Annotated in this window: 19 protein-coding genes; 14 read left to right on the top strand and 5 right to left on the bottom strand. The window is 44.1% G+C overall.

The annotated features are described in order from the left end of the window. Positions 1-12 precede the first annotated feature (12 nt). The 8 genes from ICN16_RS06710 (at position 13) to ICN16_RS06675 (ending at position 7,656) form a co-directional block, all read left to right on the top strand. A complete protein-coding gene (locus ICN16_RS06710; protein ID WP_216135920.1) occupies positions 13-930 on the top strand; it encodes a hypothetical protein in 918 nt (305 codons plus the stop codon). 414 nt (positions 931-1,344) lie between these two features. Beyond that, entirely contained in the window at positions 1,345-2,514 is a 1,170-nt protein-coding gene (locus ICN16_RS06705) for a hypothetical protein (protein ID WP_216135918.1), read from the top strand. A 76-nt stretch (positions 2,515-2,590) separates the two neighbouring features. Next, positions 2,591-3,019, top strand: a complete 429-nt coding sequence (locus ICN16_RS06700) for a hypothetical protein (protein ID WP_216135916.1) — start codon at positions 2,591-2,593, stop codon at positions 3,017-3,019. 65 nt (positions 3,020-3,084) lie between these two features. Next, positions 3,085-4,053, top strand: a complete 969-nt coding sequence (locus ICN16_RS06695) for a hypothetical protein (protein WP_216135914.1) — start codon at positions 3,085-3,087, stop codon at positions 4,051-4,053. Continuing rightward, on the top strand, positions 4,050-5,144 hold the full coding sequence (locus ICN16_RS06690) for a glycosyltransferase family 4 protein (protein ID WP_216135911.1): 1,095 nt from the start codon (positions 4,050-4,052) through the stop codon (positions 5,142-5,144). Before ICN16_RS06695 ends, ICN16_RS06690 begins: the two co-directional genes overlap by 4 nt. A gap of 4 nt (positions 5,145-5,148) precedes the next feature. Continuing rightward, positions 5,149-5,850, top strand: a complete 702-nt coding sequence (locus ICN16_RS06685; RefSeq protein ID WP_216135909.1) for a glycosyltransferase family A protein — start codon at positions 5,149-5,151, stop codon at positions 5,848-5,850. Then, positions 5,828-6,529, top strand: a complete 702-nt coding sequence (locus ICN16_RS06680; RefSeq protein WP_216135907.1) for a glycosyltransferase family A protein — start codon at positions 5,828-5,830, stop codon at positions 6,527-6,529. The genes ICN16_RS06685 and ICN16_RS06680 overlap by 23 nt, the downstream gene beginning before the upstream one ends. Before the next feature lie 2 nt (positions 6,530-6,531). Beyond that, entirely contained in the window at positions 6,532-7,656 is a 1,125-nt protein-coding gene (locus tag ICN16_RS06675; RefSeq protein ID WP_216135905.1) for a nucleotidyltransferase family protein, read from the top strand. A gap of 48 nt (positions 7,657-7,704) precedes the next feature. On the opposite strand, the gene ICN16_RS06670 is transcribed toward ICN16_RS06675, so the two are convergent. Both ICN16_RS06670 and ICN16_RS06665 read right to left on the bottom strand, forming a co-directional pair. Next, entirely contained in the window at positions 7,705-9,354 is a 1,650-nt protein-coding gene (locus ICN16_RS06670; RefSeq protein ID WP_370625631.1) for an ABC transporter ATP-binding protein, read from the bottom strand. A gap of 116 nt (positions 9,355-9,470) precedes the next feature. Continuing rightward, complete coding sequence (locus ICN16_RS06665) at positions 9,471-10,025, bottom strand: YggT family protein (RefSeq protein WP_216135901.1); 555 nt, start codon at positions 10,023-10,025, stop codon at positions 9,471-9,473. 90 nt (positions 10,026-10,115) lie between these two features. Between ICN16_RS06665 and ICN16_RS06660 the strand changes: the two genes are divergently transcribed. Together ICN16_RS06660 and ICN16_RS06655 are read left to right on the top strand one after the other, a co-directional pair. Further along, positions 10,116-11,477, top strand: a complete 1,362-nt coding sequence (locus ICN16_RS06660) for a cytochrome ubiquinol oxidase subunit I (protein WP_370625617.1) — start codon at positions 10,116-10,118, stop codon at positions 11,475-11,477. Positions 11,478-11,480: 3 nt separating this feature from the next. Further along, positions 11,481-12,497, top strand: coding sequence for a cytochrome d ubiquinol oxidase subunit II (locus ICN16_RS06655; RefSeq protein ID WP_216135899.1), 1,017 nt, complete (start codon positions 11,481-11,483; stop codon positions 12,495-12,497). Between the two features lie 14 nt (positions 12,498-12,511). Here the strand turns inward: ICN16_RS06655 and ICN16_RS06650 are convergent, their stop codons facing one another. Continuing rightward, complete coding sequence (locus ICN16_RS06650; RefSeq protein WP_216135897.1) at positions 12,512-13,582, bottom strand: ABC transporter ATP-binding protein; 1,071 nt, start codon at positions 13,580-13,582, stop codon at positions 12,512-12,514. 68 nt (positions 13,583-13,650) lie between these two features. Between ICN16_RS06650 and ICN16_RS06645 the strand changes: the two genes are divergently transcribed. The 3 genes from ICN16_RS06645 to ICN16_RS06635 all read left to right on the top strand — a co-directional run bounded on the left by ICN16_RS06645 (position 13,651) and on the right by ICN16_RS06635 (position 16,930). Continuing rightward, positions 13,651-15,207, top strand: coding sequence for an iron ABC transporter permease (locus ICN16_RS06645; RefSeq protein WP_216135895.1), 1,557 nt, complete (start codon positions 13,651-13,653; stop codon positions 15,205-15,207). Between the two features lie 110 nt (positions 15,208-15,317). Then, positions 15,318-16,325, top strand: a complete 1,008-nt coding sequence (locus ICN16_RS06640) for an extracellular solute-binding protein (protein WP_255533721.1) — start codon at positions 15,318-15,320, stop codon at positions 16,323-16,325. Positions 16,326-16,660: 335 nt separating this feature from the next. Next, positions 16,661-16,930, top strand: a complete 270-nt coding sequence (locus ICN16_RS06635) for a hypothetical protein (protein ID WP_216135892.1) — start codon at positions 16,661-16,663, stop codon at positions 16,928-16,930. Between the two features lie 11 nt (positions 16,931-16,941). On the opposite strand, the gene ICN16_RS06630 is transcribed toward ICN16_RS06635, so the two are convergent. After that, positions 16,942-17,832: a hypothetical protein gene (locus tag ICN16_RS06630; RefSeq protein WP_216135891.1), complete on the bottom strand. Its 891-nt coding sequence runs from the start codon at positions 17,830-17,832 to the stop codon at positions 16,942-16,944. Positions 17,833-18,062: 230 nt separating this feature from the next. On the opposite strand from ICN16_RS06630, the gene ICN16_RS06625 reads away from it, so the two are divergent. Continuing rightward, the gene (locus ICN16_RS06625) at positions 18,063-18,281 is read left to right on the top strand and encodes a YdcH family protein (RefSeq protein ID WP_216135890.1); all 219 of its coding nucleotides are present in this window, start codon (positions 18,063-18,065) and stop codon (positions 18,279-18,281) included. A 52-nt stretch (positions 18,282-18,333) separates the two neighbouring features. Here ICN16_RS06625 and ICN16_RS06620 read toward each other — a convergent pair whose 3' ends face one another. Beyond that, positions 18,334-18,681: a zinc ribbon domain-containing protein YjdM gene (locus tag ICN16_RS06620; protein WP_216135889.1), complete on the bottom strand. Its 348-nt coding sequence runs from the start codon at positions 18,679-18,681 to the stop codon at positions 18,334-18,336. Between the last annotated feature and the right edge of the window lie 68 nt (positions 18,682-18,749).

The following is an 18,749-nucleotide window of genomic DNA, read 5'->3' as shown; positions in this document are numbered from 1 at the left end:
GAACGGATTCCCATGGAAATCGTAATTGCAATACTCCTCGCGCTAATACTGGTAGCGATGGTATCTACCAACAAGGACGCTGCTACCGGAGTGGGTAAGGTTATCCGCGTTGCCTTGTTCCTACTGATTGCTGGAGTATCTTGGCTAATCCTAATTGGCTATAGCGTCTTCTATTACTTTTCATATACTACGCAGGCTTGGCATCATCTAATAGGAATCGGTCTCTCTGTCCTGCTGCCTGCATTTGTTGCATGGGCTAACAGGGATTGGATTAAGGAGCTGCTCACCAAGGACAACAAGACAATCCTCAAGAACTTGCTCTACCTACTATTAGGTTCAATAGCTTGGGTTACTGTCTCTTACTTCTATCAGGAGTATTCAAAGGAGAACCCAGACTTCGGTAAGACTCTATTACTCTTTATTTTCATCATTAGTGGTTGCTTCATGCTTAACCGTACTCTTGAGAAGGGGTGGAGGAAGGCATTTACATTCCCGCGTCCACCATGGGAAGAGGTATATCTGAAGTATGAAGAGCTTTCCGACGCGGAGAGAAAACGATGGGACGAGCAAAGCCAGTCTATGCGTAGTCAAGCCGATTGCGATATGGACGAATACTCTCGGCTAGTGGATGAGCACTACGATAAGTTAGAGGCAATAGATAAAGAGCGCGCATTAGAGCAGCAGAAGTTTCAGGGTGTAAAGCAGAAATACGACTGGATGCTTTATGCATTTGTGTGGTCTGCCGTATTTATGTTCTTCGGGGTGATGGGTTATGTGTGGGACTTTGCCTTCGCTTGGGTGATGACACTTGAGTATGTGAAGGGGCGCGAATGGGTCGCGTATGCCACACTTATCGGTGGAATTTTGGGCGCTGGTGGTCTTGTATTCGGTTACTTCGATGACCTTGAGCGTAAGAAAAACGGAAGATAACACCCACCCGCAACACCTAGTACTTACAGGAATACAGGCGAACGCAAGCTAGCTGCCACACTCGCCTAAGAACAATGTAAAGTAGCAGAGTGGAGCAATTTACCAGCTCAGTGGGGATTGATGGTTCGGTAGCATAAACGGTAGTATGCGTTAGTCAAACCATATGAACAGGGCTATGCAGGTTAGGTTAGACTCCCACCCTCTCCGCCATGCTATTTATTAACGCATATATCTCGCACTGCTTTAAGGTTGAAGAGTCCATTAACGTTATCGTTAATGAATAAAACACTTGAGCTAGCTCTAGTTGGCAAAGCTTTGCTGAGGAAATAAGATGTGGTACTCATGTTGTCTATCATTGGCATTTGGACTACGATGTCATCATGAATTGCATGATGATTTCTCGGCACCGAGACCGTGAGTAAAGGCTTGAAAAATCAGGCTTTACTGATTGGGCATCACTTTTCTTTGATGAGGGCTTTGCCGAAGCTGTTGAATAGAGCGGGATTTGAAGTTGATGTCATCACTACAGATGTAAGATGCGATGAACTTAGATCGGTTCGTCGAATCCAATATGCTACTGATTCAGCAAGTCTGATCTCTATCGCGGCCAATTTTTCTTACTTGCCCTTTGATCTATTTATAGTTTGCGATGATGAGATATTGCTGGAGTTGACCAAATCTAATCTCAGTGATGAACTTAAAATAAAATTATTGCCGATTTGTGCTGTAGATAATCTTAGTCATCTTGGCACTAAGATTGCCTTTTCAAATTTGCTTAAGTCTTCTGGCATTCTTACGCCGAAATTTACTGTGGCAAATAATGCTGATGAATTGACATCTACTTTACATAATATTCCTTATCCCGTCCTGCTAAAGAATGATATATCCGCTGGAGGTGCAGGTGTCTTTGCATATTTTCAGGGGGATGATATTGCTGAGCTTCTAAGGCAACCCCTTTCTTTTCCGCTATTAATTCAGCAGCGTATTGACGGTGATGCAATTGATTTGTCAGCATTTTATCAAGATGGAGAGCTCATTCACTTCAGTTATGCCGTTATGAATACGTTTGCGAACAATCAATTTGGACCATCGATTATTCGCACTTATTCTCAATTATCAACTGTTCCTAGTGAGGTCTTTGAGCAGTTGCGGAAATTAGGGCGGGCTCTTGGGGCACATGGTTTTGCAAATATCACATCCTTGCGTGACTATAGGAGTGGTAAGCACTACTTGGTAGAGGCTGATATGCGTCCCAATGTTTGGGTAGATTATGCGCGCTATCTGGGTTACGATCCTGCGCAAGCTATCCGAACATTTTTCGACTCAGGATCGATTCTGGGCGACAAGCAATTTTTTCAAGCTAGTTATCCGAAGCAACTTAAAATTCCATATATCTATCGTTTAACTGCTCTAGAAATATTAACTAACCGACATAACGTGTGGCGGTTCTGTAGAGAATTTAGCGCTACCGAGATAGTGGGTAGGGTAATAAAGCTACTTATTAGCCAGCATGTTAAGCCAAAATTTAGTGAACGAAATTGGCAATATATAAAAAGGGCTTGCAGTTTTGTAGGGGTTGGTTGAATTCATCATCAATTAAGTGGACAATTTGGAGTTAAAAGTAGTTTCTCCCTTTAATAATCAAACATAGGATTTGCTCATGTCTAGTCGTAGTTTCAAGATACCTGGCACGGCTGTAGTGCATGAATACTTAGATGATGAGATCATCATAGCAAACTTAGATTCTGGTATTTACTATAGTGCCCGCGGGTTGGGGATTCCTATTTGGGAGCTTTTGGTTGCTGGGAATACGCAGGATTCAACTGAATCATTTTTGATGGAGCGTTATCCATCGGCCAACAAAGAATTAAAACTCTCTTTGATGCAATTTGTAGAGGATGTATGTAAGGAGAATCTATTGGTTGAGTCTCCTGATGGTTTACCGGCATTAGCTCTGGAGCAAATTCACTATCCAGAAGAATATGAACCACCTGTTCTCGAAAAATATGACGAAATGAAAGATCTACTCATGCTTGATCCTGTACATGAGGTAGATGATCAGGGTTGGCCTAGCCGATCTACGGACTAATTTTAGGATCGTATTTGAATCAAATAGCAAGATCATTCTCGGCATTTAATAGTAGTTGGGAGCTATTGTCTGACAAATCAATTTGCACCTACCAATTGGGGGATAGCAGGCTTTGTCTGCATTTTGCTGGCCAGAGCTTAAGGTTGATGCTGACCGAGGCCTTTGCGCATCTGTCCATTCCAGATGTGGCCCCTGAGCTTACGATTCGAGTATGGGATAGCAAGGAGCAGCAGCTCCCGTTGCCCCCCTTGGATTGGAGAAAATTGCATTCCAACGGTTACAGAGGGTACTCTGAAGGTGCTTACCATTTCCATTATTTTGATAGCATTGGGGCCCTGAGTTTCCTTAACCTTGAAGAAAATTTAGCCTATTACATAGTTAGGGATGCGCAGACTTTGCCATGGTGGGTTAGGGGTTCGCCTTTGCAGGTAATTCTTGGGGCTTGGTTACGCAGTCGCGGCTCTCAGCTCACCCATGTCGGAGCGGTGGGTGATGAGACTAAGTGCGTGCTTCTTGCTGGAAAAGGTGGGAGTGGAAAAACCACTACAACACTATCTTGCGTACTCGAGGGGTTGAATTATTTGGGCGAAGACTACTGCCTCTTAACTCCAGGCAAAGACTCAATGGTGCATAGTGTCTATCAGTCTGCCAAATGGACACCGCAGACCAGACGGTTTTACCCTGAGTACGAACGTTTTGTAGTTAATGAATCATCAGATCCCTCGGAAAAATCACTACTTTTTTATAAAGATATTTTTCCGGAACGCATCAAAGCGAAGTCGCAAGCAAGTGCAATCATATCGCTTTCAGTAGGCGACGAATTAAAGCCGAAAATTTTTGAGTCCGATATAGGGACTAGCTTGAAGAATCTATCTTTTAGCACCATTCAACAGCTGCCATTCTTTGATCAAAAAACTGTTTTCCTTCTTCGGCAGTTTTCTAAGTTATTGCCGCACTACCAAATGCAGCTGGGACGTGATCGAATGTCTAATGTGGAGGCTATCAAGGCTTTATTGTCTGGGACACGGCCATGAGAGTCGTGCTCTGGTCGACCAATTATTACCCTTATATCGGAGGAATTGAGCGCCTGGTTCACAATCTAGCTTGTGAGTTGATGCGTCAGGGGCATAGCGTATTAGTGATAACCGATGCATCGCAAAAAGGCCTTGAATCCAAGGATCAAGTTGATGGAGTGGAGATTATTCGACTCCCATTTTCACATGCTTTATTTGCTAAGCAATTGCCCCTAATTAAGAAGGCAATTCAATCGGCGACAGATGCCCTCATAAGATTTAAGGCGGATTTGGTAAATGTTCATGGTTGGCACGAGTCGATGGCGTTTTATCAGTTTCGTGTAGCAGAAAATTTGTCAATTCCTTTTTTTTTGACTGTTCATGGCCTCTTGGAGCAGCCACACTATAAGACTTTAGCGTGCCGCCGATTGTGGTCGATGTGTTCCGCCGTCAGCGTTGTATCGCATTCCCTTGTGGACGCGTTACGGTTCGGAAGTCTTTCGCATGCGGATATCAGGCTAATCTACAACGGATCGCAGATTTCTTCGATTCAGCCGAAGATGCCTGTTGAATCTTTTAATAATTTGCTTTGTATAGGCCGATTGAGTGTAGAAAAAGGATTTGATACGGCATTGCATGCCTTGGCTTTGTTGCAGCATCGATACCCAAGCTTAAGCTTGACTATTGTTGGCGGCGGGCCGCTTTACACTAAACTTCTTGAATTGACCGAGGCGCTTGGATTGCAGCATCGAGTGAAGCTTCTGGATTATCTGCCGCCACATAAGATTGACGAAATAATTGATCAAAGTAGCATTGTGCTTATGCCATCAACCTATGAGTCTTTTGGTTTAGTTGCAGTTGAGGCAGCGCTACGGTGTAGGCCTGTGATTGCGAGTGATGTGGGAGGGCTAAAAGAGGTTGTTGTGCATGGTGAAACTGGAATGCTGGTAATGCCCAATCACCCTTCAGATCTAGCCAAGGCGATAGCCCAATTTTCTGATGAGCCCCACCTCATTTCTGAAATGGGTCTAAAGGGTTACCGACGCGCAATTGACTTCTTCACTCTTGAGGTCATGGCTAAAGGCTACATTGCAATGTACAAGGGAGAATAAGGTTATGAACGAATTAAGTGTTAGCGTAATTATCCCTGCGTATAACGGTGAACTTTATATATGCGAGGCTATTGAGAGTGCATTGAGGCAGACTATAAAACCACTTGAAATATTGGTGGTAGATAACGGTTCATCTGATAGAACGGAATCTTTCGTTTCTAAATTTCATGGGGTTAGATACATTCGCACTGAGACTGCGAATGTGGGGGCTGCTCGCCAGTTAGGCGTTAATCAGTCGCTTGGAAATTTTGTCGCTTTCCTGGATCAGGATGATGTTTGGTTGGCGCATAAAACTGAGATGCAGCTTGATTACCTGAATAAAAACCCAGATAAGGGTGCAGTTATAGGTTTGCAGAGCATATTTTTAGAGCCAGGAGTCGATAAGCCCCATTGGCTAAAGGAGTCATTTATTCGCAGAGCTTTGCCGGGCTATCTACCCAGTGCACTGATGGTGCGTCGAGATATGTTTAATGCTTCGGGAGGCTTCGACACCAATTTTTTAATGGCAAGCGACGTTGATTGGTTTTTTAATGCACATCAAAATGGTGTATCTGTTGGGATGGTGGATTGTGTAGTTGTAGAGAAAAGGATACACGGCCATAATGATTCCTACAACGTTTCAAAATCTCAGAATGAAATATTAAGAGTGATTAAGCGGTCGCTAATTTTGCGGAGAGAGAAGAATGAGCAGTTTTCCAAAAATTAGCGTCATTCTGTCTGTATACAATGGGCAAAATTACGTACGAGAAGCTATCGATACTGTTCTTGCTCAGGACTATCCCAATGTTGAATTGGTGGTGGTCAATGATGGCTCTACAGATCATACTGCGCAAATAATTGAGGCTTATGCCGATAGGTTGCTATTAATAACTCAAGTGAATAAGGGGTTGGGTGCGGGGCGGAATGCTGGTGTGCAGGCATCAAATGGTGATTACCTCAGCTTTATTGATCATGACGATTGTTGGGAGCCCTGCAAGCTTACTAGACAAATGGAGTTGATCGCATCATCAAGCGAGGATCCGCTCGTGTTTACTAATGTTAGACAATTTATTTGCCCCACCTTGACTGAAGAAGAGAGTTTAAGGCTTCGCGTTCCGGATGAATCGATGCCCGGTTTTATAGCTGGAACCTTGCTTCTAAGTCGATCACGTTTCAATGAGGTTGGTGGGTTTTTTGAGATCAATCAGGTAGGAGAATTTGTTGACTGGTACCTTCGTGCGCAGGAAAAAAAGCTTCCTATCCAAATGATGGATGATGTATTGCTTCATCGAAGAATTCATAAAACAAACATGGGGCGACAGGCGGAAGCTTATGACCGACAGGCATACCTCAGGATTCTCAAGGCCAGCTTGGTTCGAAGGAGGGCCTCCTCGGGAGGATTTTAACTATGAATAATCTTGCTAATTGCTGGCCAGATGCAGTGCAATCTTTGTTGCTCAAAGCGGTATTGATATCCGACAAAGATAGGGCAAGATCTTATTGGGATCAATTTTGCAATTCAGTCGATATTCAATCGATCGACTACAGTGCAACATCCATTACCCCTATGATTTACAAGCGGTTTCGCGATCTTCAGGGCGAGGAAATTCAGGTTGCCAAAAGCGTATATCGGCATACATGGAGTGCTAATAACTTAAGCTTACATGCCCTGCGAAAGGTCTTGCTAGCCTTTGACCATGAAGGCATCAATGTGACCTTGCTTAAGGGCGCAGCGATGATTTCAAGTTACTACTGCGATCCTGGAGTTCGCGTAGTGGGTGATATGGATATTCTTATTTCCAGGGACCGGGCTAAAGCTGCAATGGAACTGCTGTGCAATTTAGGCTGGAAACAGCTTTATCACTTTGAGGATCGTAAATTTGAATATATTCATGCAACATCCTTTGTTAATGCAGACCAAGTGAATATTGATCTTCATTGGCGAGTTCTCAGCGATACTCCATTTGATCATTCATTTGTCAACTTTCAACCCCAGATGCTTGCCGCGAATGGTTTTTTGGCATCCAGACTTTGTCCTGAAGATCAGCTGATCCATACTTTATTACACTGCCATAAATTCAGTCCGGTGCCATTGATTAGGTGGATCCCAGATGCCAGCACCCTCCTTAATCAAACATTAGATTTTAGATGGAACTACTTTTTTAAAACTGTTCAGCTATTAAAAGTTGAATATGTTGTTCAGAGTATGCTTCTCTTTTTAAATCGCGAAAAATATATAAACCTGCCAGAGTCAGTTGTTCAGGATTTATCCGCTTTATCTTGGACAAAGTCGGACCAAAAGTATTTTGATTTTCTGACGAAGTCAAGAGGTGGATATTTCCATATCTATTTTTATGTCTGGCGCTTGCATTGTAGAAATAACCCCAACATGGGACTTTTAAATTTGATTTTCACGGCGCCTAAATTTGTTATGAACTCAATATCTATTGATGGCTACATGAAGTTATGTGCGTACGAGATTACTAGGTATGCGAAACATATTTTTAATAGAGCCCACGGTGCGGTGAAATGACCCCACATATCCATGACAAAATAATAAATTCCTAGCTTGCTTCCTGGACTATTTTTTGATTTGCTCCCAAGAGCCAAATTGTTCGATTTTTCCATTAGATAGTTTGATAACTTGATCCGCATGCTCTAAAGTCATTAGGCGATGCCCAATAATGATTACAGTTAAATCACCATGCAAACTTTCTATGGCATCTCGGATACGTGCCTCATTTTCTAGGTCTAGAGCGCTGGTTGCTTCATCTAGAATCAGCAGGCTAGGATTTCGTAGGAGAGCGCGGGCTAGGGCAATTCTTTGACGCTCCCCGCCTGATAGCCGTATTCCTTCATCTCCCACAATAGTGTCTATACCTTGAGGCAATTGATTTACAAAGCCTGCCGCTGCAAGTTGAAGTGCATTGTTTAATTCATCATTACTTGCTTGCTGATTTCCCCAAAGTAAGTTATTTCGAATGCTGTCATGAAATAGGAAGACCTCTTGTGGGACGTAAGCTACTGAATGGCGCCAATTACTCAAGACCTCTTCTTTGATGATCTCACCGTCGATACGTATATCCCCGACATCGGGAGTTAGCAAGCCCATGATTACATCTGCCAATGTACTCTTTCCAGCGCCGGAGTGGCCAATGATGGCCGTAGTAGTTTTGGCGGGGAAGGACATTGAAATATTATCTAAGGATGGCAAACTCCTTCCTGGGTAGCTAATTGAGATGTTGTTAAGGGATATGCCCTTATTTATTTGTATAGTCTTTATGCTGCTAATTTTCGGTTCAGCCGCTAGATTACATTCATTAAGAAGACTCTGAGTTTCCCTGAAGGCTGGAAGAGCATGCAGGCAGTGATGATATTGCTGTTGTGTTGCCATCATTAGCGGGGTAATTCTGGCGAAAATAAATATAAGCGTAATTAACTCTGGGACGGGTATCTCAAAAAAAGTTAGGCCAAAATACAGGTATGAGGCTAGCAGTGTGGCGCCCCCAATTTGAAAGAGCGTTCTTGTAAGTGCAGTACTGTATGAAAATAAAATTTGTTGTTGACGGGCATCGCTCATTGCAATGTCCAGTCGACTTAGGTGTCGGTTCGCATTACCCAATATCTTGGTAAGCTTAATTCCATTAAGCGCATCCTGTATCGCGGCGTGTAGTGTGCGGTTGGCCTTCCCTAGTGATTGCCCCATGAGCTTGGTTGCTAAGCTTTTTTGGTTAATCAATGCAAAAACCAAGCCCCCGCTTATAGCTGAGATTAATGCCATTTTCCATGATATTAAAAATGCAGCGATGAGGTAAGTTAGTGTTGTGACAATAGACACCAACATACCAATACCGTTTTGCATTCCAACCCCAATGCGACTTACATCGGTTAATAATAAATTAGCCTGATCTGAGTTGCGACTCATAATTAGCCATCGCCATTCGACATTTAAAAGGGCGGCAAATGCGGTCATTCGCAAGTCATCCACTATCTCATGGCGCAGTGTTGTGCTGAGTCTGTCGCGGTAGAGTTGAATTAGGCTGCGGAGTATGACTAGAAATAGAAAAACGACAATTAGAGCGCCAGTTGAATTAGGTAGACCTATGTTTGATAAAAAGATCCAAATAGTTTTCAGGGGGCCGGTATCAGAAAAGTTACCAGAAATAGTGGCAATAATTGGCACTAATAGCATCACCCCAATTCCCTCGGTCAGCGCCGCCAATATCATCAGCGCAAAAAGAATAAGTGCTCTTGGGGCAAAGGGCTGTAGGCTAAATTTTTGAATAATTTTTAAGGCCTCAAAAGAATGTCTATTTTATAAATATTGCTGCAATTAGCTAAATATGACTAAAGCTTTAAGTTCCCCAGAATGATTTGTAGCACTTGCAGGATGAGCAGTAGCGCGAGTGGGGATAAATCTAAGGCGCCAAAGTTGGGTATTGCTTTCCGAATTGGAGTAAGCAGGGGGTCAACTAATAGCGACACTAAGAACTGGATTTGAGTTCCTGCACCAATCCAAGAAAGAATGATGCTGGCAAAGACTAGGCCAACTAGACCCGATAAGGTAAGGTCAAGTAGATCAATCAATGCAAGTGCTAACCAAGAGATATCAATTGAGGTTGCGCCAGAGATAAATAGCAGGATCGCAATCTTGCAGAAAATTAAAAGATAGGCTGCAACGCAACTCGCTAGATCAAAGCGACCAATGCTGGGGATAAAGCGCCTTAACGGAAGAACAATCCAATTACTTAAAGGCAGGATATAAGCGCCAATGGACTTACTTTGTCCTGCGCCTAAATTGAAGGCAAGCCACTGTAAATAGCAGCGTAAAAGGCAGGCTCCCGCAACAATGCTAACGAGTACCTGAAGAATGAGGTTGGCAATTTGTATCAACATCATCATATTGTAGGGTGTTTAAGCCGCAGGGGGTAAGCGCCATTGTTCAATTGGTGCCACAATTGAGTGTAGAAAATTCAATTATTAGGAGCAGCCGTGCTCGATTCACTTTTATTTAGTCGTATTCAGTTTGGTGCGAATATTTCTTTCCACATTCTCTTCCCAACCATTTCGATTGCTCTGGGGTGGTTTCTCTTCTTTTTTAAGATTCAGCATATTCGGACTGGTTTGGATTATTGGCGTGAGGCCTATCAGTTTTGGGTCAAGATTTTTGCCTTGACCTTTGCCTTGGGTGTGGTGAGCGGTATCACGATGAGCTTTCAGTTTGGTACGAACTGGCCTGGCTATATGGAGACCGTTGGCAATATTGCAGGACCATTGTTAGCCTATGAAGTGCTCACAGCATTTTTTCTTGAGGCCACCTTCTTGGGTGTCATGTTGTTTGGTGCCAAGCGTGTGTCTCCCTTAATGCATACCATTGCAACTTTTTTAGTGGCTTTTGGAACTAGTCTTTCTGCGTTTTGGATCATTGTTTTAAATTCTTGGATGCAAACCCCGCAAGGTTTCATCATGATTGATGGCAGGGCGCATGCAGTTGATTGGATGGCAATCATTTTTAATCCATCCATGCCTTACCGTTTAGGGCATATGTTGCTGGCATCATTTTTGACTGTCTCATTCTTTTTGGCGGGTATTTCTGCTTATCGCTATTTACGTAATAGTCGCTCACCAGCCAATTTTTTAGTGATGAAGATCTCGCTTACTGTGGCTACAGTTTTAATTCCTATTCAGATCATGTTAGGTGATGCACACGGTCTGAATACCCTTCAGCATCAACCTGCCAAGCTTGCAGCCATGGAGGGTATATGGGAGGGTGGTACCGGTATTCCGGCTGTCATTTTTGGAATACCCAATCAACAAACTCGTAGCAATGATTACGAGATCAGCATTCCGAAGTTGGCATCTTTATATCTCACACATAGCTGGGATGGTGAGGTAAAAGGATTGAATCAATTTGGGGATAAGATTCCACCAGTCGCCCCGGTGTTCTTTGCATTTCGGGTGATGGTTGGCGTCGGTGTATTGATGCTGATATTTTCATGGCTAGCACGTTGGCAGTTGCGGCAAGATCGACAATTACCTAGATTGATGGCAAAAGTACTGGTATTAATGACCTTCTCTGGTTGGGTAGCTGTGCTAGCAGGTTGGTATGTCACTGAGATAGGGAGACAACCCTACCTTGTCACGGGTGTGCTGACCACTGCTCAAGCAGTGACTACTTTGCCCTCGAGCATGGTCTTTTCAACGCTGTTTGCTTATCTAACTCTTTATGTGGGGCTGCTGTTCGCCTATGTTTGGGTCGTGTTTTATTTGGCTCGCCAAGCAGATAGTCATGATGCTCAAGCTCAATTAACTCCTAAGAAATCAGACTCCTCTTTTAGCCCCTTTGGCGCTTAATCTATGAACACCATGGACATTACTCAAGCCGCAGTCTGGCTACCTTTATTTTTCTTTGTTGCGATGGGCATTGCCATGCTCTCTTATGTTGTGTTGGATGGCTATGACTTGGGTATTGGAATGCTTCTCAACCGAGGCACTGATGCAGAGAAAGATATGATGATTGCTTCCATTGGTCCTTTTTGGGATGCCAATGAAACATGGATTGTCTTAGGCGTTGGCCTATTATTGGTTGCCTTCCCCCTGGCGCATGGTGCGATTTTGACCGAGTTATATTTGCCAGTTGCCGTCATGTTGCTTGGACTGATTTTGAGGGGAGTATCTTTTGACTTTAGGGTTAAAGTAAATATCGAGCAAAAGCCATTATGGAACTTGCTGTTTTACATCGGCAGCCTGGTTGCTTCCATATCTCAGGGAATCATGATTGGCCGCTTGATCGTAGGATTTGATTCTGGAGTGCTAGGGTGGTTCTTCTCACTATTAGTGGGTTTGTGTCTACCCGCTGGCTATGTACTTCTTGGCTCTACCTGGCTCATATTAAAAACTGAGGGGGATCTCCAGAAAAAAGCATTTCGATGGGCAAAGATGAGCTTATGGCTAACTGGATTTGGTGTCGCTTTAGTATCTATTGCGACCCCGTATTTCAGTCCTGAAATCATGCACAAGTGGTTTGCCTGGCCTCAAATTATCTGGCTATCTCCAATACCTATTGCTACTGGACTACTCTTTATCCTTAGCCGCCAATTTATTGGCGCATTGGAAGAGGGGAAGACGGATAAAGAGTGGTTACCATTTGCTAGTGTCGTTGCTATATTTTGGTTATCGTTTTTTGGTATCGCCTACAGTATTTTTCCGTATGTCATTATTGGAGAAATGACCTTGTGGCAAGCCGCCGCTGCAACAGAGTCTTTATGGGTCATTTTTTGGGGTGCAATTGTGGTGTTACCAACCATCTTGGGCTACACCCTATTTTCTTATCGAATATTCAAAGGCAAGGCTACAGCGCTGACGTACTATTAATGAGTTAATAGTACTTAGTTGCTAAAGGTCACCACGTGATCAGCTACTAAGTGGATGCCAATCTTTTCGCCAATCGCATGATCGTGGTGGCTCGGTACAAAGGCATATATTTCAGTACCGGATGAGAGTTTGAGTGTGTATAGAAAGTCGGCGCCTCTAAAGGTCTTGCGCACTACCTCGGCTAGCAAGGTGCTGTGGTCATCATGCTGAATATCGTCAGCACGTAAGAGAACATCAATTTCTTTTCCAAGCTCCTTACTGCGATCTTCTTCTAGATCAAGCTCACCCAACTCAATCTTTACCTTGTTATTGGCTTGTACGATGCCCTTAACAAATACTCCGCGACCAATAAAGTCGGCGACATAGCGATTAATCGGCTTGTGATAGAGCTCGTAAGGAATATCCCATTGAACTACTTTGCCCTCAGACATCACACCAATCTTATCGGCAATTGCAAAGGCCTCGTATTGATCATGGGTTACCAGTAGGGCGGTAATGTTGTTTGCTTTGAGGATTTCTCGGGTCTCGCCTGCAAGGCGTTCCCTGAGTTCAATATCCAAACTAGAGAAGGGTTCATCTAGCAAAATTAAGTCAGGCTCCGGAGCCATTGCTCTTGCTAGTGCCACGCGTTGCTGTTGGCCGCCACTGAGCTCGTGAGGATAGGCATCAGCTTTATCTGAGAGGGATACCCTTTTGAGCCACTCCATCGCCACAGTGGACCTGTGTTGAGCTGGAAGGTGTTGCAGACCAAAGGCAATATTCTGAAGAACATTCAGGTGAGGGAAGAGGGCGAAGTCCTGAAAGACCATGCCCACTTTTCTTTGGTTTGGTGGGATGTGGATAGAGGCGGAGCTCACGACCTGATCTCGCAGCAAAATGTCACCTGCTTTTACAGGCTCAAATCCACAAATAGCTCTGAGAACCGTAGATTTTCCGCAGCCTGAGGAGCCTAATAGGCAGCCGATCTCACCTTGATCGAGATCCAGATTGAGGTCTTTAACGGCTGTTACACGTCCTTGACCGTCCCTACTGGGGTAGTCAATTTCCAGCTGTTTGATAGAAAGCAGTGTGTGGGCGGAGTTCATCCCTATAATTTTCTCATTAATGCTAGTGGTTTAATACATAGCTAGAGTCTAAACGGATTGTGGATTTAATGAATCGTATTGTGGTGCCACTTGCCCTGTTGTTATTTTTGCCCCTGTTCGGCTTGGCAGCGCCATTCCTATTTCCCGGAAATGAGCTATTGGCTAGCGGTACCCTCAGTCATTTATGGAACTTTGTGTTGGGTGGCTACATTGCCTCGACATTGGTACTGATTCTTGGTGTTGGGATGGGTGTATTCATTTTAGGTGTGGGTAATGCTTGGATCATTGCTAGCTATGATTTTCCCGGCAAGAAAATATTTGAGTGGGCTTTAATTCTGCCCTTGGCAGTACCTACTTATGTCATGGCCTATTTATTTGTAGATCTCCTGCAATTCTCAGGCCCGATACAGAGCACAATTCGCGCAGTACTGGGCATGGATTCACTATGGTTCTTTCCAGACCCACGTTCTTTGAGTGGCGCTATTTGGTCTTTCTCCTTCTGTCTCTTTCCCTATGTTTATCTCATTACACGCACTGCTTTTTTAGAGCGTAGTGGCCGATTGATTGAAGTTTCAGAAACTCTAGGCTACAGCCCACTTCAAGGATTTATGAAATTGGTATTGCCAATGGCAAGACCGGCTATTTTTGCTGGTATGGCTTTGGCACTCATGGAAGTCTTGGCAGATTTTGGCGCAGTGTCTTACTTTGGTGTGCAGACTTTTGCAACCGGCATCTTTAAGGCCTGGCTTTCTTTTGGCGACCGCGTGGCGGCCGTGCAGCTTGCCTTAGGCCTTTTAAGCTTTGTTTTACTGATCTTCTTTATTGAGCAAAGCAGCCGATCAAAATTGCGTTATGCCTCTTCATCACGTGGCAAGCCATTAGCCAAGACTCTAAAGGGTAATAAAGCCTTTTTTGCTTTTGCATTTTGCGGCGCCACACTGTTGTGCGGATTTTTAATTCCAGCATTTGCTCTCCTGCAATTACTCTTCAAGCAAGGCCTTACGATAGACATTCGATATCTCGATTGGCTGGGTAATTCTTTATCGGTTTCGATGTTGACTGCGGTAATTTCCGTGACGCTCGCAGTATTTTTTGCTTACTCGGTGAGATTAAATCCACGCTTAAGTTGGGTGAACCGATTGCTAGGTTTTGGTTACGCATTACCGGGCGCGGTCTTGGCTATTGGCATCCTTTCCTTTTTAGAAATCTTTCACCTTGCTTGGTGGATGTCCGCCAGCATGCTGGTGTTGGTCTACGCATATTTAGTGCGCTTTCTTTCCTCTAGCTTGCAAAGTGTCGAAGCGGGGCTGGCACGCATCACCCCATCTATGGATGCTTCAGCGGCACTGCTGGGACTTTCGAAGGTTCAGATTCTGAAGCGAGTCCACGTGCCCCTGCTAAAGCGAAGTCTCATCACCGCAGGTCTCTTTGTCTTTGTGGATGTGATGAAGGAGCTACCAGCAACACTCTTATTGCGCCCATTTAACTTTGATACTTTGGCTGTTGCCACTTATCAGTTGGCTGCTGATGAGCGCTTAGCTGAGCTGGCCCTGCCATCCCTAACGATTGTTTTAGTGGGTCTTTTCCCTGTTTTAGTGCTTTCTAGGGTCATTTCTAAATCTTAATTGATAATCATTCGTATTTGTGATACATTGGATTTAATCCAATACTGAACGCAAATACAGCAATGACAAGTCAATCAATACGTAAATTCTTAGTCACCACTACATTGGTGATGAGTGGCTTCATGGCATTGCCATCGCATGCTCAAGAGACTAAAGAGTTGAATCTCTATTCAGCTCGTCACTACCAAACTGATGAAGCCCTTTACGGTGACTTCACTAAAAAGACAGGCATCAAGATCAATCGTATTGAAGCCGATGACAATGCTTTGGCTGAGAGGCTCAAAAGTGAGGGCGCTAATAGTCCAGCTGATGTCATCTTGATGGTGGATGCAGCTCGATTGTGGCGCGCTCAAATCGACGGCTTCTTTAAACCTATCCATTCAAAGTATTTGGAGAGTCGCATTCCAGCAAATTTGCGATCCAAGCCTGAGCCAGAGGGTTCAACCTGGTTTGGTTTTTCGACAAGGGCTCGTCTGGTGGTTTACAACAAAGCCAAGGTGAACCCACATGATGTCGACACTTATGAGAAATTAGCTGAGCCGATTAATAAAGGTAAGGTATGCACGCGCTCAGGCGCCCATCCTTATATGCTGTCATTGATCGGCGCCATGATTGAGCGTCGTGGGGAAGCGGCTACTGAGGAGTGGGCTAAGGGCATGGTGGCAAATATGGCACGTCCTCCAAGAGGCGGCGATACCGATCAAATCAAAGCAGTTGCATCCGGTGAGTGCGGCGTGGCTTTAACAAACTCCTATTACTTAGTGAGACTCTTACGCTCAACTAAGCCAGAAGATCAGGCCATCGTTTCTAAGATTGGCTTTGTTTGGCCAAATCAACAGACCAGTGGCACACATATCAATATTGCAGGTGGCGGGGTGGCTAAGAATGCACCGCATTCACAAGCTGCCGTTCAGTTTCTCGAATACCTAGCTAGTGATTCTGCGCAGGAATATTTTGCCAATGGAAATAATGAGTGGCCCGTAGTGAAGTCGGTCAAGATTGAGAATGAAGGTTTAAAAATGTTGGGATCATTTAAGGCTGAAAACATTTCTGTTGCTGCTATCGGCAAGAACCAGATTGCTGCTCAAAGATTGCTCGATAGAGTCGGCTATAAGTGAAATATATTAGGGAAAACCCTTGACTTTTAGGGGGTTTTCGTTTACATTAGAACTTCGCTGAGAGCCGGCTTTCAGCATAAGGAGCGTACAGACTAGAGTTTTACCGCAGTTGTGGAGACTGTCAGTACGCTTCTTAGAAACATCTTCAAAAGCAGTGGTCAGGTTGCATCAGCAACCATCTGAAAATCAGAATTGAGCGGCTGCAAATCAAATAGTATTTAAAAACGAATTCCAATAACAGCAGGGTCTCTGCTCATCTGCATTTTATGTGCCCGCCTTATAAGCGCCAAAGGTCGCTAGAATGGTTCCATTCTTGAAAAGATTTGAGCTTCCCTATGAAAATTATCCTGAGCGCTTCAGTGCTTGCAGTCTCCATTGTGATGCTGGCTTGTGGAACGCCGCCCAGTGAATTTGGGGTCTATCGACAGTCTGATGGAACGGTTGGGGTGCATGCCCCAAAATCCGCTAAAGATAATGAGGCTCAGGCAGCCGCAGCGGAGGAGTGTAAAAAGCTAGGAAAGCGAGGCGCCAATATCGTTGAAACTCGCAAGACAGTGAACGACCGCTTTCCTGTGACCTACATTTTTGTGTGTACCGCCTATTAAGTTACGACTGCTTAGCTAAGCAACCATTTCTTAATCGACTTGTTTACACACATTGCATCTAAAGCTAATCCAAAGAACTCTGAGCCATTAGTGACCATGCTCTCAATAGCCTCAACCTTGCCTGATTTCACGCCACGCAAATACGTTGCTGCACGATAGCGTAGGAAGTGCTCATTCTCACCTTCTTCATTATCTGTTGAGCAGATTTCGAGACTGCCATAGCGGGTTTCAGGATTGATGTTCAGAATAGAAAGGCCTAATGCGCCAATCAACTTTTCTGGCACAGGGATGGGCACATAAGAGTAGAGGGAAACTAGCTGCTCTTGTTCGTCAACTTCAATAATGTGGTCGACATCGAACACATCTTTTTCTGTCAACTCGGTTTCACCGGAATCACCGCCACCAAAGGTGGATTCAAATTGCAACATCGCTGTATTGCTATCTTTGGAGATTTCGATCATGTCAGGGTAGCCAAGCAGGCCTTTCCACCAGTACATCAGTGAGAAGGTGCAAGGTTTTACCTCGACTAAACCTTTATTGGTTGATTTGGCGAAGTACAAGCCGTAAAACTCATCATCTTCTTCGAGGCCATACTGATCGACCTTCAGTTTTTTTGGAGCAGCTGCCTTAGGTGATTTCTTAGTAGCTTTCTTAGGGGCAGGTTTTTTGGCCGCAGGCTTCTTCGCCGCTACCTTTTTAACCGCCTTCTTAGCCGCTGGTTTTTTAGCTGCCGTCTTTTTAGCGACAGGCTTTTTGCTTGCTGGTTTTTTCACTACCTTTTTAACCGTTTTTTTAGTTACCGCTTTCTTGGCGACAACTTTTTTAGCGGCTTTCTTTGCAGGGGCTTTTTTTACCACCTTAGTAGCTACTTTCTTTTTTGCTGGAGACTTCTTTGTAGCCATGGTCTATTACCCTTCCTATTGGTAGTTAATGTGCTTAGCGCACAAGTCAATATTACTTCAGTTCTATCGACTTTTGCTGATACCTATATGGGGATTTACCTGGCAATATCAAGGGTCGATCCCCAATTGTTTTCTAAGTATCAAAAGGAGGGGCGGGTGCTTGAATTTAAATGCCAACTTGCTACACTGGAACGGTGCAGTTATGAATAACCTCAACCTAAAGAGAATCTATGTTCCCTGAATATCGTGAGTTAATTAGTAAGCTGAAAACATCAGATCGTCACTTTTCTCATTTATTTGATAAGCACAACAATCTGGATCAAAAGATTCAGAGAATGGAGGCACATACTGAGCCTAGTACTCCGGAAGAAATTGAGACCCTGAAAAAGGAGAAGCTTTTGCTGAAGGATCAGTTATACGCGGTCTTGAAAAAAGCTAGCACCACTTAAGCAACTCAGACCATCAGAACTTGTTTCGGTTCTGGTGGTCTTTTATAGAGATTTATGCTTTCTTTAAAAAGCAGGCTTTGAGCAACATATTGCCCGCCTCTGTTTTGCAGTCAACCTCGTGATCGCCGGAAACCAGGCGGATGCCTTTAATCTTTGTTCCTACCTTCAGAGTGGTAGATGAACCTTTCACCTTGAGATCTTTAATTAAGGTAACAGTATCGCCGTCAGTCAGTAAGTTGCCATTGGCATCTTTTACGATTAGAGCGCCCTCATCCTCTTCTGTAGCTGCTGTCATTGGCCATTCATGGCCACATTGCGCACAAACAAAATTTTCGCCGTCAGGGTAGGTCATATCCTCTTGGCAGGCTGGACATTTTGGAAGGTTGGCAGTGGTATTCATGATGGGCGCGCGTAAAAGTGATGTAAGTACTAATTTTAGTCTACAGCTAGCGGTGTAATTTAGAATCA

It is taken from the genome of Polynucleobacter sp. es-MAR-4, assembly GCF_018882055.1.
In the GTDB taxonomy this organism is placed as follows: Bacteria; Pseudomonadota; Gammaproteobacteria; order Burkholderiales; family Burkholderiaceae; genus Polynucleobacter.
The sequence above is the reverse complement of the archived record's forward strand: the minus strand, read 5'-3'. Positions and strand labels throughout refer to the sequence as shown.

Bases quoted from the DNA above. Each gene is read 5' to 3' on its own strand.
- ICN16_RS06710 (WP_216135920.1), top strand. From the start codon at position 13: ATGGAAATCGTAATTGCAATACTCCTCGCGCTAATACTGGTAGCGATG.
- ICN16_RS06700 (WP_216135916.1), top strand. From the start codon at position 2,591: ATGTCTAGTCGTAGTTTCAAGATACCTGGCACGGCTGTAGTGCATGAA.
- ICN16_RS06690 (WP_216135911.1), top strand. From the start codon at position 4,050: ATGAGAGTCGTGCTCTGGTCGACCAATTATTACCCTTATATCGGAGGA.
- ICN16_RS06685 (WP_216135909.1), top strand. From the start codon at position 5,149: ATGAACGAATTAAGTGTTAGCGTAATTATCCCTGCGTATAACGGTGAA.
- ICN16_RS06680 (WP_216135907.1), top strand. From the start codon at position 5,828: ATGAGCAGTTTTCCAAAAATTAGCGTCATTCTGTCTGTATACAATGGG.
- ICN16_RS06675 (WP_216135905.1), top strand. From the start codon at position 6,532: ATGAATAATCTTGCTAATTGCTGGCCAGATGCAGTGCAATCTTTGTTG.
- ICN16_RS06665 (WP_216135901.1), bottom strand. From the start codon at position 10,025: ATGATGATGTTGATACAAATTGCCAACCTCATTCTTCAGGTACTCGTT.
- ICN16_RS06655 (WP_216135899.1), top strand. From the start codon at position 11,481: ATGAACACCATGGACATTACTCAAGCCGCAGTCTGGCTACCTTTATTT.
- ICN16_RS06650 (WP_216135897.1), bottom strand. From the start codon at position 13,582: ATGAACTCCGCCCACACACTGCTTTCTATCAAACAGCTGGAAATTGAC.
- ICN16_RS06645 (WP_216135895.1), top strand. From the start codon at position 13,651: ATGAATCGTATTGTGGTGCCACTTGCCCTGTTGTTATTTTTGCCCCTG.
- ICN16_RS06640 (WP_255533721.1), top strand. From the start codon at position 15,318: ATGAGTGGCTTCATGGCATTGCCATCGCATGCTCAAGAGACTAAAGAG.
- ICN16_RS06635 (WP_216135892.1), top strand. From the start codon at position 16,661: ATGAAAATTATCCTGAGCGCTTCAGTGCTTGCAGTCTCCATTGTGATG.
- ICN16_RS06630 (WP_216135891.1), bottom strand. From the start codon at position 17,832: ATGGCTACAAAGAAGTCTCCAGCAAAAAAGAAAGTAGCTACTAAGGTG.
- ICN16_RS06625 (WP_216135890.1), top strand. From the start codon at position 18,063: ATGTTCCCTGAATATCGTGAGTTAATTAGTAAGCTGAAAACATCAGAT.
- ICN16_RS06620 (WP_216135889.1), bottom strand. From the start codon at position 18,681: ATGAATACCACTGCCAACCTTCCAAAATGTCCAGCCTGCCAAGAGGAT.